The organism is Lysobacter sp. FW306-1B-D06B (assembly GCF_038446665.1).
Classification (GTDB): Bacteria; Pseudomonadota; Gammaproteobacteria; order Xanthomonadales; family Xanthomonadaceae; genus Lysobacter_J.
In genome coordinates, this window is record NZ_CP151802.1 from 4044887 (window position 1) to 4058993 (window position 14107).

General features: G+C 67.9%; 13 protein-coding genes. 9 read left to right on the top strand and 4 right to left on the bottom strand.

Annotation, left to right across the window (positions count from 1 at the left end):
- Positions 1-33 precede the first annotated feature (33 nt).
- Entirely contained in the window at positions 34-1878 is a 1845-nt protein-coding gene (locus AAFF32_RS18725; protein WP_216963802.1) for an SLC13 family permease, read from the top strand.
- Between the two features lie 332 nt (positions 1879-2210).
- Here AAFF32_RS18725 and AAFF32_RS18730 read toward each other — a convergent pair whose 3' ends face one another.
- Both AAFF32_RS18730 and AAFF32_RS18735 read right to left on the bottom strand, forming a co-directional pair.
- Positions 2211-2621: an MAPEG family protein gene (locus tag AAFF32_RS18730; protein WP_342315999.1), complete on the bottom strand. Its 411-nt coding sequence runs from the start codon at positions 2619-2621 to the stop codon at positions 2211-2213.
- Positions 2622-2688: 67 nt separating this feature from the next.
- Positions 2689-3081 carry a Rieske (2Fe-2S) protein gene (locus tag AAFF32_RS18735; RefSeq protein WP_342316000.1) on the bottom strand — a complete coding sequence of 131 codons (393 nt, stop codon included), beginning with the start codon at positions 3079-3081 and terminating at the stop codon, positions 2689-2691.
- Between the two features lie 60 nt (positions 3082-3141).
- On the opposite strand from AAFF32_RS18735, the gene AAFF32_RS18740 reads away from it, so the two are divergent.
- From AAFF32_RS18740 to AAFF32_RS18775, 8 genes are all read left to right on the top strand, one after another.
- Entirely contained in the window at positions 3142-3462 is a 321-nt protein-coding gene (locus tag AAFF32_RS18740; RefSeq protein WP_216963811.1) for a hypothetical protein, read from the top strand.
- A 4-nt stretch (positions 3463-3466) separates the two neighbouring features.
- On the top strand, positions 3467-4177 hold the full coding sequence (locus AAFF32_RS18745; RefSeq protein WP_342316001.1) for a fumarylacetoacetate hydrolase family protein: 711 nt from the start codon (positions 3467-3469) through the stop codon (positions 4175-4177).
- Between the two features lie 66 nt (positions 4178-4243).
- Positions 4244-4645, top strand: coding sequence for a large-conductance mechanosensitive channel protein MscL (gene mscL / locus AAFF32_RS18750; protein ID WP_216963817.1), 402 nt, complete (start codon positions 4244-4246; stop codon positions 4643-4645).
- A 265-nt stretch (positions 4646-4910) separates the two neighbouring features.
- Positions 4911-6323, top strand: coding sequence for a M28 family peptidase (locus AAFF32_RS18755; protein ID WP_342317312.1), 1413 nt, complete (start codon positions 4911-4913; stop codon positions 6321-6323).
- A 5-nt stretch (positions 6324-6328) separates the two neighbouring features.
- Entirely contained in the window at positions 6329-8062 is a 1734-nt protein-coding gene (locus tag AAFF32_RS18760) for an EAL domain-containing protein (RefSeq protein WP_216963819.1), read from the top strand.
- A 378-nt stretch (positions 8063-8440) separates the two neighbouring features.
- Positions 8441-8962, top strand: coding sequence for a DUF2975 domain-containing protein (locus AAFF32_RS18765; RefSeq protein WP_216963822.1), 522 nt, complete (start codon positions 8441-8443; stop codon positions 8960-8962).
- 1 nt (position 8963) lies between these two features.
- Positions 8964-9182: a helix-turn-helix transcriptional regulator gene (locus AAFF32_RS18770; RefSeq protein ID WP_216963824.1), complete on the top strand. Its 219-nt coding sequence runs from the start codon at positions 8964-8966 to the stop codon at positions 9180-9182.
- A gap of 32 nt (positions 9183-9214) precedes the next feature.
- Complete coding sequence (locus AAFF32_RS18775) at positions 9215-9889, top strand: hypothetical protein (protein ID WP_342316003.1); 675 nt, start codon at positions 9215-9217, stop codon at positions 9887-9889.
- 62 nt (positions 9890-9951) lie between these two features.
- On the opposite strand, the gene AAFF32_RS18780 is transcribed toward AAFF32_RS18775, so the two are convergent.
- Both AAFF32_RS18780 and AAFF32_RS18785 read right to left on the bottom strand, forming a co-directional pair.
- The gene (locus AAFF32_RS18780; RefSeq protein WP_342317313.1) at positions 9952-12471 is read right to left on the bottom strand and encodes an exo 1,3/1,4-beta-D-glucan glucohydrolase; all 2520 of its coding nucleotides are present in this window, start codon (positions 12469-12471) and stop codon (positions 9952-9954) included.
- Positions 12472-12577: 106 nt separating this feature from the next.
- The gene (locus AAFF32_RS18785) at positions 12578-14095 is read right to left on the bottom strand and encodes a tryptophan halogenase family protein (RefSeq protein ID WP_216963830.1); all 1518 of its coding nucleotides are present in this window, start codon (positions 14093-14095) and stop codon (positions 12578-12580) included.
- Between the last annotated feature and the right edge of the window lie 12 nt (positions 14096-14107).

A 14107-nucleotide genomic window follows, 5' to 3' on the forward strand; every position in this document is an offset into this window, starting at 1 on the left:
ATCCCAAATCCCGAATCCCGACTCCCGCGCCTGATGGACACCGCGCTGCAGCTCACCACCGACATGAAGCTCGTGCTCGGGCTGGTGGGCTTCACGATGGTGATGTTCCTGTTCGAACGCATCCGCGCCGACGTCGTCGCGCTGGTCGTGCTGGTGCTGCTGGGCCTGTCGGGCCTGGTCGAGCCGGACGAGCTGTTCAACGGCTTCTCCGGTAACGCCGTCATCAGCATCGTGGCGACGATGATCCTCGGCGCCGGCCTGGACCGCACCGGCGCGCTGAACCGCCTGGCCGGCTGGTTGCTGCGCCGCGCGAAGGGCATGGAACAACGGCTGTTGCTGCTCACCACCGCCGTGGCCGGCATCAACTCCTCGATCATGCAGAACCCCTCGGTGATGGCGCTCTACATGCCCGTCGCCGCGCGGATTTCCTCGCGCACGGGGCTGGCGCTGCCGCGCCTGCTGCTGCCGATCGCCGCCGCCATCATCATGGGCGGTGCGCTGACGATGGTCGGCAACTCGCCGCTGATCCTGCTCAACGACTTGTTGATGGCGGCCAACAGCAACCTGCCCTCGGGTGCGGCGACGCTGGAACCGCTGAAGATGTTCGCGCCGCTGCCGATCGGCCTGGCGCTGCTCGCCGCCTCGCTGGCCTACTTCCACTTCTTCGGCGACAAGTCGCTGCGCAAGGAAGAGGACGTCAGCAAGGGCGCCACGCCCGCGCGCACGCAGAGCTATTTCGCCAAGGCCTACGGCATCGACGGCGACGTGTACGAACTCACCGTCACCGCCGACAGCCCGCTGGTCGGCATGTCGCTGGGCGAGGCCGAAGCGCTGCACGGCGCACCGCTGCTGCTGGCGCTCAAGAGCGACGGCGAGGCCCGCCTGGCGCCGCCGGCCGACACGCGCATCTGGGTCGGCAGCGTGCTCGGCGCGATGGGCCCGAAGCAGCAGGTCAGCGACTTCGCGCAGAACCATTTCCTGCGGCTGTCCTCGCGCCTGCGCAATTTCGGCGACCTGTTCAATCCCAGCCGCGCGGGCATTTCCGAAGCGGTGGTGCCGGCCACCTCGAAATTCATCGGCAAGAACGGCCGCGACCTGCAACTGCGCAAGCAGATGGGCCTGAGCCTGCTGGCGATCAACCGCGACAAGACCGTGCTGCGCGAGAACGTGCGCGACGTGAACCTGCGCGCCGGCGACATGCTGGTCTTCCACAGCATCTGGACCGACCTGCACGAAGCGGCCGCGAGCAAGGACCTGGTCGTCGTCACCGACTACCCCAAGGGCGAGCAGCGTCCGCACAAGTTCAAGATCGCCATGGCGATCTTCGCCATCTCGATGCTGCTGGCGTTGTCCTCGCGCCTGCCGGTGTCGATCGCGCTGATGACCGGCGTGGCCGGCATGCTCATCGCCGGCGTGATCCACATCGACGAGGCGTACGCGGCGATCAACTGGAAGACCGTCTTCCTGATGGCCTGCCTGATTCCATTGGGCTGGGCGATGGATTCCAGCGGCGCGGCGGCGTGGGTGGCCGGCCACACCATCGAACGATTGCCCACGGGCACGCCGGTTTGGCTGTTGGAAATCATGGTGGCGCTGTTCACCACCTTGTTCTCGCTGGTGATAAGTCATGTCGGCGCGACGATCGTGACCGTTCCACTGGCGATCAACCTCGCGCTCGCCGCCGGCGGCAACCCGACCGCCTTCGCGCTGATCGTCGCGCTGTCGGCCTCCAACAACTTCATGACTGCCTCGAACCCCGTGATCTCGATGATCACCGGCCCCGCCGGCTACACCGGCAAGGAGCTGTGGAAGATCGGCGGTCCGCTGTCGCTGATCTATACAGTGGTGATCGTGGCGATGGTCAATTTGATGTATTGACGGGCGGGAATCGGGAATCGGGAATCGGGAATCGGGAATCGGGAAGAGCTTCCCAGATCCGTCATCCCGGCGAAGGCCGGGACCCAGGCCCGTAACGCACGGGCACACCCACGCCGGCATCACCGTCATTCCCGCGAAGGCAGGGTCTTTTGGGCCGCCGAATGGCGGCACCATCCAACTCTCTGCTGCGGCAAGGCGTGATGAGTCGGGAACTTGGGTCCCCGCCCACGCAGCCTTGAATCAACAGCTAGAGCAGGCTGCATTGCGATGCGGCGACGCACCGCTCTTCGCATGACATCTTATGGCGAGATCGCGAAGCGGATCAGTTCCGCTCACCCGATGAGGCCGAACGCCTTCGCCACCACCACCGCCCACAGCCCGAGCACCGCAAGGAAATTGACGGTGAACACCAGGCCACGCAGGCGCACGTTGGCGGTCGGGATCTGCACCAGGCTGTGCAGCACGCGGCCGGCGACGAAGATCCACGCCAGCACCTGAGTCACGGGGCTGATGTCGTTGGAGAGGATCAGCAACAAACAGGCTACGTGGAAGAACAGCGGCCACTCGAACTGGTTCGACAGATTCGCGCTGATCCGCGGCTCGATCTTCGACCACGGATTGCTGCCATCGGCGCGACGGCCGATACCCCAGACGGCCGGGGCCCGCGCAACGGTCAGCAGTACGTAAAGGAATGCGGCCCACGCCACGTGCGCCGCCATGGGAACGATCAGTGAGTGCGGCACGAATTCCCCTTCGCTTTGCAATCAGGTTGGGATCGCGATTGTCGTGGCCGCAAGCCGTGCGCACGCGTCAGCGCGCGCTGCCTCCCAACCACACCGCCCCTTCGCGTACGACCACCTCCACCGCCCGCAGCGATTCACCGCGGCACGGCCCGGCCACGCACTCGCCGCCGGCCAGTTCGAAGCTCGCCCCGTGCGCGGCGCAGACGAGGAAGCCGTCCTTGCTCTTGAGGAACTGGCCCGGCGCCCAGTCGAGGCGACGCCCGGCGTGAGGGCAGATGTTCAACCAAGCCCTAACGTGATCGCCATCACGATACAGAATGAGGGATTCGGCATCGCCGTCGAGGGTCGCCTCGACCTCGGCGAAAGCCCCGTCGGGCAAGCGTTCCAGCGTTACGAGCGGGTCCGCCGGGGCGGCCCCTTCGTTCGAAATGCTTAACGAAGTTCTCACACCATCGCTCATGGCTGGCCCGATACTCGCCTCCCCGGCGCTTGTTGCCGCATTGTGTCACGACGCAATCCGATGTTCGCCCAGACCTTCCGCTTCGGTACTTCCCACTTCCATTCGCGCGTGCGTTCGGCCTTCGAGCCGCGCAAGCCGCGCCACCGCGTGCTGCGCTTCGCGCTCGGCGTCGTAGGCCTCGGCGTGCTGGCGGTGCTCGTGGCGTTCTCGGTGGCGCTGGGCGCTGCGATGATCGCCGCCGGCATGCTCTACAAGCTGTGGAAGCAGCGCGGCAAGCGCCTGGCCCGCAACGCGGCCGATGTGCGCATCGTCGAAGGCGAGTTCCGCGTGGTGGGCCAGCCGGAGCTGGAATCGCGCCCCCGCTCGCACACGTCGCTCTAAGCGTATGGGCGACGTGATCGCGGCCTTGCCGCAACCGCGCGTCCCGGTCCGTGGCACGGACCAGACCTTCCCCGTACACCGCATTTATTGCGTCGGCCGCAACTTCGCCGACCACGCCCGCGAAATGGGCGCGGCCGTTCCGGCCTCGCGCGCCGATCGCGGCACGCCGGTGTTCTTCCTCAAGCCCGCCGACGCCATCGCGCTGCAAAGCGACGTGCCGTATCCGCCGGGCACGAACGACCTGCACCACGAAGTCGAACTCGTCGTCGCGCTGGGCCAGGATGCGCCGCCCGGCGTGCTCGATCCGGCCGATGCGCAGCGTCTGGTCTACGGTTACGCCGTTGGGCTCGACCTGACCCGCCGCGACCTGCAGGGCGCCGCCAAGGCCAAGGGCCTGCCGTGGGATACCGGCAAGGCGTTCGACCATGCCGCGCCGATCAGCGCGATCGTTCCCGCCTCCGAGGTCGGCGAACTGGGCGAGCGCTCGCTCAGCCTCACCATCAACGGCGAGACGAAACAGAACGGCTCGCTTGCCGACCTCATCTGGACCGTGCCCGACATCCTGCACGAGCTGTCGAAGCTGTACGCCCTGCGTGCCGGCGACCTGATCTTCATGGGCACGCCGGCGGGCGTCGGGCCGCTGCAGCCGGGCGACCGGTTCCATGCGGTGCTCGAGGGCATCGCCGAGCATTCGGGCCGGATCGTCGCCGCCTGAGCGGTATAGTCGGCGGCACCGGGCCGGCCCCGGTTCCATCCAATCAACCCAGGAGACCGCAACGCCATGGGCCTGATGACCGAGTTCAAGGAATTCATCTCGCGCGGCAACGTCGTCGATCTCGCCGTCGGTGTGGTGATCGGTGCGGCCTTCGGCAAGATCGTGACGGCGCTGGTGGACGGCATCGTGATGCCCGCGATCGGCGCGTTCACCAAGGGCGTGAGCGTCAGCGACTGGAAATACGTCATCAAGTCGGCCCAGCTGGATTCGGCCGGCAAGGAAGTCGCCGCCGAGCTGGCGATCCGCTACGGCATGTTCATCCAGACGATCATCGACTTCACGCTGATCGCGCTGGTGATCTTCCTGTTCCTGAAGGCCTACAACCGCGTGCGCACGCCCGCTGCCGCACCGGCGACGCCGGAAGACGTGCTGCTGCTGCGCGAGATCCGCGATTCGCTGAAGAAGTAAGGCGCAACTGCGCCGACGCTCTGCCAGGCACGCCACGGAGCCGTCGTCCCGGCGAAGGCCGGGATGACGTTGTTCTGGTCGGCGACGGGCCTCACGGAATGACAGCACGAGCCGCGTCACCCGCGCCCAACCGGCTTCGGCCACACCCGGCAAATTTTCGCGCACCGTCGCGTGACTACCGACACCCTGCCCCCGCGCGGCGACTTGCTACCCTCGGCGTTTCGTCCGTTTTCGACTCACCCAGGGGAGCTGTTTGATGCGCGCAATGCTGTCGGTGGCGATCGCCACCTGTCTGTTCGCTGCCACCGCCGGTGGCCACGCCGCGCAGCGCGAGACGCGCATCCCCGACAACGCCATCGCCACCGCCGCGCAACTGCGCGAGACGGCGCTGAAGAGCGATCTGGGCTACCGCATCACCGAATCGCTGACCACCGAAGTCGGCCCGCGCCTGGCCGGCAGCGAAGCCGACGCGCGCGCCGTCGCGTGGGCGGTGGCCAAGTTCAAGGAACTGGGCTTCGACAAGGTCTGGACCGAGCCGGTCACCTTCCCGAAGTGGGAACGCCGCAGCGAGTCGGCGCAGGTCGTCGGCGCCAACCGACAGCCGCTGCACCTGACCGCGCTCGGTGGAAGCCCGGCGGGCACGGTCGAAGCGCTGGTCGTGCGCTTCGCCGACCTGGCCGCGCTGGAAGCCGCGCCGGCCGGTTCGCTCGCCGGCAAGATCGCCTTCGTCGACTACAAGATGGAACGCGCCCGCGACGGCGCCGGCTACGGCCCGGGCTCGCGCGTGCGCAGCAAGGGCCCGTCGGCGGCGATCCGCGCCGGCGCCAGCGCCTACCTGATGCGCTCGGCCGGCACCGACTCGCACCGCAACCCGCACACCGGCATCACCCGCTTCGACGAAGGCCTCACGCCGATTCCGTCCGCGGCGCTCGCGGTGCCCGACGCCGACCAGCTCGCCCGCCTGCTGGCACTCGGCAAGCCGGTGACCGTGCGCGTCGCGCTGGACTGCGGCTGGGACGGCACCTACACCTCGCAGAACGTCATCGGCGAGATCCGCGGCAGCAAGAAGCCCGACGAGGTCGTGCTGATCGGCGGCCACCTGGATTCGTGGGACCTGGGCACCGGCGCCATCGACGACGGCGCGGGCGTCGGCCTGACCATGGCCGCCGCCAAGCTCATCGGCGATCTCAAGCAGCACCCCGCCCGCACGATCCGCGTGGTCGCCTTCTCCAACGAAGAACAGGGCCTGCACGGCGGCAAGGCCTATGCGGTCGCGCATGCCAGCGATGTCGCCCGGCACCAGATCGCCGCCGAAAGCGACTTCGGCGCCGGCCGCATCTACGCCTATTCCAGCTCCGCGCCTGAATACGCCAAGGCCGCCGACGCGCAGATCGCGCAGGCGCTGGAGCCGCTGGGCATCGAGTACACGCCCGGTCAGGGCGGCGCGGGCCCGGACATCGGTCCCTCGGCCGCGAACGGCGTGGCCTGGGCGCGACTTGCGCAGGATGGAACGGACTACTTCGATTTTCACCACACCCCGGACGACACGTTCGATAAAATCGACCCGCAGGCGCTGGCGCAGAACGTCGCGGCCTACGCGGTGTTCGCTTATCTGGCGGCCTCGGCGGACGGCGATTTCGGCAGCGAGCCAGCGACTCCCCCGTCCGACAAGAAGTAAATGAAGTGGCCCAGCGGTACGACGAACAGGTTGATACCGCGGTAGACCCGATCACGGGACTGCATCGCCTCGGCGCGAACGGCCCCAGCCTGGCGACCGCCATCGCGGTCGCCGGTGCGACCAAGCGCCGCATCGCGCTGCTGCACATCGACGTGGACATGTTCCGGTCGATCAACACCAACATGGGCACGACGACGGGCGATCAGGCGCTGGCCGCCATCGCCCAGCGCCTTCGCCGCGCCGTGCCGCGCGAAGGCTGGATCTGGCGCCTGACCAGCGACGAGTTCGTCATCGGCATCGGCTACCGCGACGGCGAGCTCGACGGCGGCGGCCTGGCCGAGCGCCTGCGCGACGCCTTCGAGACGCCGCTGTCGATCCCGCCGTACACGTTGCCGGTGACGCTCTCCATCGGCATCGCCGTGTTCCCCGACCACGCGCCGAACGCCGCCACGCTGTTGTCGAAGGCGGAAGAAGCGCTGCGTCGCGTCAAGCAGGACGGTCTGAACAACGTCGGCCTGTATTCGGCGGCGGTGGATCGCGCCGCGCCGAACGACGGCTTCGCGCAGCGTTTCGTCGAAGCGCTCGATCGCGGCGAATTCCGCCTCTACTACCAGCCGCAGGTCGCCGCGCACGACGGCGGCGTCACCGGTTTCGCCGCGCTGCTGCGCTGGCAGACCGAACGCGGACTGTTGCGACCGAGCCAGTTCCTGGAGCCGATCAACCGCGTGGGTTTGTCCGCGCGCCTGGGCGCGTGGGTGGTGGAGTCGGCGATTTCACAGCTCGCGCAGTGGCGCGCGGAAGGGCTGGATTACCTGTCGATGTCGGTGCACCTGTCCGGCCCGCTGCTGGTGCAGCGCGATTGCCTGGACCGCATCGGCGGGCTGCTGCATCGCTACGGTTTGCCGGGCAATGCGCTCGAGTTCGAGATTCCCGAAAGCGTGCTGGTCACCGACAGCCATCGCGTGCACGACACGCTCGCCGGCCTGCGCGCGATGGGCGCGACGCTGACGGTGCAGGACTTCGGCCTGGGCGGGCTCAGCTTCGCCGCGCTCGGCCAATACCCGCTGGACCGCATCAAGATCGATCGCAGCTTCATCCGCAACGTCGCCAGCGACCCGCGCAGCGCGGCGATCGTGCGCGGCATCATCGCGATGGGTCACCAGTTGGGCATGAAGGTAATCGCCAAGGGCGTGGAGAGCGAGGCCGAACTGGGCTTCCTGCGCCGCAACCATTGCGATTTCTTCCAGGGCTATCTGTTCAGTCCGTCGCAACCGGCGGACCAGTTGGGCGAAATGGTGCGCAAGCGCTTCCTGCTGCCCGGCGCGTTCGCGGCGACGCGGCCGGAACGCACGCTGCTGCTGCTCGACGATGAAGAGAACGTGCTGCGCTCTCTGGTGCGCCTGTTCCGTCGCGACGGTTACCAGATACTCACCGCCAGCAGCACGCGCGAAGCGTTCGATCTGCTGGCTAGCAACTCCGCGCAGGTGATCCTCTCCGACCAGCGCATGGCCGACATGAGCGGCACCGAGTTCCTCACCCGCGTGCGCGACCTGTACCCGGACACCATCCGCATGGTGCTGTCGGGCTACACGGACCTGGCGACGATCACCGAGGCGATCAACCGCGGCGCGATCTACCGCTTCCTCACCAAGCCGTGGAACGACGAGGAACTGCGCGAGCACATCCTCGATGCGTTCCGCGCGCATGAGCGGCGGGCGGCGGGCGAGTCGGTCTACTGAGCCGGCGGAAGCGATCGATCCGGGCAGACGCGATCCGTCAGGCCATCCCGTCATCCCGGCGAAGGCCGGGACCCAGGCCCTCGCCGTCTCCGCCCACATCTCGTCATCCCGCGAAAGCTGGGATCCATTTGGCTCTGCGCCCTGCGTTAGGCGCAGCGGTACGAAACGGTGATCGCGAGACTTCACCGCCACCACTCCGCCGCCCCTCACCCCAACCCTCTCCCGCCGGGAGAGGGGCTCAGGTGCCGTCATCCCGGTGAAGGCCGGGACTCAGGCACGAAGTCTTGGATGCGGCCCGCATATCGTTTCAAAATATATACATTGCCGTTAAACGATAAGTGAGATATCGTCCGGCAATAAACGTCCGGGAGAGCCACCGTGGTCCAGACCCCGTCCGCCGCGCTCGGCGCGTCGCGCTTCCTGCTCATCCTCATGCGAGTGCTGAACCTCGCCACGGGCATCGGGCTGGTCGTCGCCTTCGTGGCCACCTTCCCGTTCGCCTCGACCTTCTTCGAGTTCTTCAGCAAGCGGCCCGCGAGCATCGACCCGTCGTGGCTGCTTCCGGTGCTCCGGACCTGGATGCTGCTCGCGCTGCCGATGGTCGCCGCCGTCCACGTCTCGCTCTCGCGGCTGCTGGACGTGGTCGGCACCGTCGGCGCCGGCGATCCGTTCGTGCCGGAGAACGCCGTGCGGCTGAAGACCATCGCCTGGTGCGTGCTCGTCACCCAGCTGCTCGACCTGGCCTTCGGCGTGATGGCGGCGTTGATCAACGCCGCGGGCTCGAACATCGAGTGGAAGTTCTCGCTCACCGGCTGGCTCGCGGTGGTGCTGCTGTTCGTGCTGGCGCGGGTGTTCGAGGAAGGCACGCAGCTGCGCGACGACCTGGGAACGATGATCTGACATGGCCATCTTCGTGAAACTCGACGAAGTGCTGCACGACCGCCGCATGACGCTCACCGAGCTGTCCGGCAAGGTCGGCATCACTCTGGCCAACCTGTCGATCCTCAAGACCGGCAAGGCGCGCGGCATGCGATTCGCGACGCTGGAGGCGATCTGCATCGCACTGGATTGCCAGCCCGGCGACCTGCTGGAGTTCCGCGCCGACGCACCCGGCGACTAGCTGCGCCCATCCACGCGACGAGGAGATTCGCGATGAATGCGATCACCTGGCTCCACATTGCCGCCGGCCTGACCGCACTGGCCGCCGGCACGGTGGCGGTGGCGGCGCGCAAGGGCGGCACCACGCACATGGCGGTCGGGCGCGGGTTCTGCGTGGCGATGCTCGTGCTCGGCATCACCGCGGCGGTGCTGTCGCCGCGCAAGACGCCGCCGGAATCGCCCGTCGGCGGGCTGATGGTGTGCTACTTCGTCGTCACCGCATGGATGGCGGCGCACCGCCGCGGCGCGCCGGGCTGGCCGGAACGCATCGCGTGCGCGGGCGGGCTGCTGCTGGGGCTGGCGATACTCGCCGGTGCCGTCGCCGCGGCGCGCGCTCACGTACCGAATCCCGCGCCACCGGGCCCGGTCGGTCTCTTCGTATTGGGCTCGCTGTGCCTGTGCGCGGGGCTGTTCGACCTGCGCTTCGTCCTGCGCGGCGCACTGTCGCCGACGCAGCGCATCACGCGTCACCTGGGCCGGATGTGCTTCGCACTGTTCATCGCCACCGGCTCGTTCTTCCTCGGCCAGCAGGACGTGATGCCGCAGGCCGTGCGCGGCTCGCCCGTGCTGATCGTGCTGGCGGTGGCGCCGTTCGGCGTGCTGCTGTTCTGGCTCGTGCGCGTGCGGCGATCGCGTCGGCTTCCGGCGATGCGCGCAACCTCCGGCTAGTGCATCGCCCCGCACGCGCGGGGGCGACGACCGGGCGCCGCGAAGCGCGGCGCCCGTCATGCTCAGTGCGCGCAGTCCAGCGTTTGCTGCGCTTCGTTCAACGCACCCAGCTCGATGCGCGAGATCGACAGCTGCAACGCACCGGCGCTTTCCAGCGTCATGACCGAGTCCAGCTTGCGCAGATCCGCGCCGGCCGTGCCGAAGCACTTCAGCAGGACACCGAAGCGAGTCCACTGCCCCGCCGGCAACTTCGACAGCGCCGCGCGGATCGGCAGGCTCGCCGGCTTGCAGCCTTCGCCGCAGGTCACGCCAATGGAGACGTCGCCCGCCGGCGCCTTGTCCGGACGCACCGTCAGCACCAGCATCACGTCGCCGTTGGCCTCGCGCATGAGGCTGCGCGGCGTCGAGGAAACGAGCGATACCGTCGCTGCCGGCTTGCCCGACCACGTGAAGCGCCGCGCGTCTTCCTGCGCTTCGTGGTCGACGGCGGTGACTTCCAGGCTGCCGTCTGGCAGCTTTGCCGGCACGGTCGTCACGTCGAGCTTCTGTCCGGCCGCATTCGACAAGCGCAGCACGATGCCGTCGGCGAGCGATCCGCGCCCGTAAAACGTGCCCGCTTCCGTCTGCCCGGCCTTCACGCCCGACTCCTCCGGCAGCGCGGCGAGGTTGCCGTCGTCGGCATAGGTCAGGCCGAAGCCGAAGGCGAACTGCGGGTTGTAGTCCTTCTGCCCGACGTTGTTGGCGACCTGCGCGGCGTCGCGCGGCCAGCTGAAGCTGAGCTTGCCCTTGAAGTCGTGCTGCACGCTGCCATCGGGCTTGCGCAGCAGGACGTCGGCGATGCCGCCGCCTTCCGAGCCCGGCAGCCACGCTGCGACGAAGGCATCGGACGCGTTGATCTCGCGGTTCATCCACAACGGACGGCCGCTGAGGAACACCGACACCACCGGGATGCCGGCGGCCTTGAGGCGCTGCATCAGCTTGAGGTGTTCGTCGTTGCCCGGGCGGAAGAGCAGGTTCGGGATGTCGCCCTGGAACTCCGCGTACGGATCCTCGCCGAACACCACGATCGCCACGTCCGGCTTCTGCGTGAAGCTGCCATCGACCGACAGCACCGCTTCGCCGCCGGCCGCCTTGGCCTGCTGCGCGATGCCTTCGAAGATCGAGTCGGCGTTGGGGAAGTCGGCGCGCTTGTTGCCGGTGCCCTGCCAGCTGAGCGTCCAGCCGCCGGCCTGCTTGCCCACGTCGTCGGCGCCGTCGCCGGCGACGAGGATGCGCTGGTTGGGCTGCAGCGGCAGCACGCGATCCTGGTTCTTCAGCAGCACCAGCGATTCGCGCACGGCCTGGCGCGCGACGGCGCGATGCTCGGGCGCACCGAGCAGCTCGAACTTGCCGCCCACCGCACGCTGCGACGGCTTGCCGGCCTCGAACAGGCCCAGCCGGTACTTCACGCGCAGGATGCGGCGCACTGCATCGTCGAGCCGCTCCTGCGAAATCTCGCCGGCCTTCACTGCGGCGAGCGTGGTTTCGTAGAAGCCCTTCCAGCTGTCGGGCGCCATCGCCATGTCGAGGCCGGCGTTGATCGTCGCCGGGCAGTCGGTGATGGTGCAGCCTTCGACCTGGCCGTGGCCGTTCCAGTCGCCCACGACGAAGCCGCCGAAATTCATCCGCCCCTTCAGCGCGTCGGTGAGCAGCGACTTGTTGCCGTGCATCTTCACGCCGTTGACGCTGTTGAACGAGGCCATGACGGATTGCGCGCCGGCCGCGATCGCCGGCGGATAGCCCGCCGCGTGGATGCGCACCAGTTCGGCTTCGCTGAGCTGCGTGTCGCCCTGGTCTTCGCCGTTGGCGGTGCCGCCGTCGCCGAGGAAATGCTTCACGGACGAAATGACGTGCCGCCCGTCGAGGAACTCCTTCGTGCCGACCTTGCCCTGCAGGCCCTCCACCATCGCGCCGGCGAAGCTGGCCACGACATCGGGCGATTCGGAATAGCCTTCGTACGAACGGCCCCAGCGATCGTCCTGCGGCACCGCGACGGTCGGCGCGAACGCCCACTCCATGCCGGTGGTGCGCGTCTCCAGCGCGGTGATCTCGCCGATGCGGCGCAGCAGTTCCGGATTGCGCGTGGCGCCCAGGCCGATGTTGTGCGGGAACAACGTCGCGCCGACGATGTTGCTCTGACCGTGCACGGCGTCGATGCCGAAGACCACCGGAATCGCCTTGCCGCCGCCGGAAGTGTCCATGGACGCTTCGTAGAACGCGTCGGCGAGCGCGAGCCACTGCGCGGGCGTGGCGTTGTACTGGCCGTCCGGGTCGGAATTGCCGCCGGCGAGGACCGAGCCCAGCCGGTACTTGCGCAGGTCCTCCGGCTTGATGCTGCTGATGTCGCCCTGCACGAGCTGGCCGACCTTCTCCTCCACCGTCATCGTCGCCATCAGATCGCTGATGCGCTTCTCCAGCGCAGGATCTTCCGGAAACGGCCATTTCACTTCGGGCCAGGGCGATTGCTCGGCCTGCGCCGTCGCGCTCGCGTCCTTCTTCTCATCGCCCTTGCATGCCGCCAATGCCAGCACGAGCGCCGTCATCAACAGGCCACCGCCGATCCGTCTCACGTTGCGTCCGTTCACCGCGTTCGACTCCTCTATGCGTTCGAGTTGGTTGGAGCGGGCCGCGCACGGCCCGCGGGTCCGCTCATGCCTGCACGGGCCGGCGCGCGCCCCAGACTTCCGGCGCGGCCTTGCAGTAGCGGTCGATGAATTCCTGCTGCGTTGGGAACTTCGCGACGGCCTCGTCGATGGGCCGGCGGATCTGCGAGAAGAAGCGCTCGAACTGCTCGTCGGGCAACGCCCGGGCCAGCGGATGATGCTGCTCCGGCACGATGCCCTGGCCGAGCATGACGTGCGTCCACGAATCCACGCGGAACAGTTCGTTCGCGCCCTGCCACGCATGCGCGCGTTCGCGCCAGGCGCGCAGGCGGATGGAGAGCGAATCGGGCACGTCCATCTGCCGGCACTGCTGCCACATCGGCTCGTCGCGCTGGTTGGCGTGGTAGTGCAGGATGATGAAGTCGCGAACGTGCTCCATCTCGATGCGGCTGGTGTTGTTGTAGACCTCCACCATCGACTGCGGGATGCCCTCGAACGGGAAGTCCTCGATCAGCCGCACGATCGCCGTCATCGCCAGGTGGATGCTGGTCGATTCCAGCGGCTCGATGAAACCGCTGGCCAGGCCGAGCGAAACCACGTTCTTGTTCCACGCCTTCAAGCGACGGCCGGAACGGAACGGCACCAGCCACGGATCGCGGATGGGCTTGGCCACCGCATCGCGCAGCAGGCTCGCCGTCGCCTCGTCGTCGGACATGTGGCGGCTGGAGAACACCCAGCCGGTGCCGACGCGATGCTGCAACGGGATGTGCCAACGCCAGCCGGCCTGGTGCGCGATGGCACGCGTGTACGGCACGGGCCCGCCGAGCGGCTCGGTCTGCACCGCCACCGCGCGATCGCACGGCAGCCACTGGTTCCAGTCCTCGTAGCCGGTCTTGAGCGTCTGTTCGATCAGCAGCCCGCGGAAGCCCGTGCAGTCGATGAAGAAATCGCCTTCGACAACCTGCCCGTCTTCCAGCACGAGGGCTTCGACGAAACCGGATTCGCCGTTCTGCCGCACTTCGCGGATCTTGCCTTCCAGTCGCTTGAGGCCGTAGCCCTCCGCCTTGCGGCGCAGGAAGCGCGCATACAGGCCTGCGTCGAGGTGATAGGCGTAATTGACCTGCGGCGTCGGCGGCAGCGCGAAGCGGTCCACGCGCGAGGCGACGGTTTCCAGGCAGAAATCGCCCAGCTCGGACTTCATGCCGCGCTTCAGGCTCTCCAGCCAGAAATGGTGGAAGCCGCACACCAGCGTGCTCTGCCCGGTGATGCCGAAGGGGTGGATGTAGCGCACGCCCGGGCGGATCCAGTTCTCGAAGGAGATCGACAGCTTGAACGTGCCCGCGACCTCGCGCAGGAACTCCTGCTCGTCGATTTGCACGAAGCGATGGAAGTTGCGGATCGGCGGCACGGTCGATTCGCCGACGCCGACGGTTCCGATCTGCTCGGACTCGATCAGCACCACCTCCAGCAGATCGCGGAACTGGTGCGTGAGCGCCATCGCCGCGAGCCAGCCCGCGGTGCCGCCGCCGGCGATCACTACCTTCCGCACTCTGCTCTTTTCCATTGCGTTATCTCC

Bases quoted from the DNA above. Each gene is read 5' to 3' on its own strand.
- AAFF32_RS18725 (WP_216963802.1), top strand. From the start codon at position 34: ATGGACACCGCGCTGCAGCTCACCACCGACATGAAGCTCGTGCTCGGG.
- AAFF32_RS18735 (WP_342316000.1), bottom strand. From the start codon at position 3,081: ATGAGCGATGGTGTGAGAACTTCGTTAAGCATTTCGAACGAAGGGGCC.
- AAFF32_RS18740 (WP_216963811.1), top strand. From the start codon at position 3,142: ATGTTCGCCCAGACCTTCCGCTTCGGTACTTCCCACTTCCATTCGCGC.
- AAFF32_RS18745 (WP_342316001.1), top strand. From the start codon at position 3,467: ATGGGCGACGTGATCGCGGCCTTGCCGCAACCGCGCGTCCCGGTCCGT.
- mscL (WP_216963817.1), top strand. From the start codon at position 4,244: ATGGGCCTGATGACCGAGTTCAAGGAATTCATCTCGCGCGGCAACGTC.
- AAFF32_RS18755 (WP_342317312.1), top strand. From the start codon at position 4,911: ATGCTGTCGGTGGCGATCGCCACCTGTCTGTTCGCTGCCACCGCCGGT.
- AAFF32_RS18770 (WP_216963824.1), top strand. From the start codon at position 8,964: ATGGCCATCTTCGTGAAACTCGACGAAGTGCTGCACGACCGCCGCATG.
- AAFF32_RS18775 (WP_342316003.1), top strand. From the start codon at position 9,215: ATGAATGCGATCACCTGGCTCCACATTGCCGCCGGCCTGACCGCACTG.
- AAFF32_RS18780 (WP_342317313.1), bottom strand. From the start codon at position 12,471: ATGACGGCGCTCGTGCTGGCATTGGCGGCATGCAAGGGCGATGAGAAG.
- AAFF32_RS18785 (WP_216963830.1), bottom strand. From the start codon at position 14,095: ATGGAAAAGAGCAGAGTGCGGAAGGTAGTGATCGCCGGCGGCGGCACC.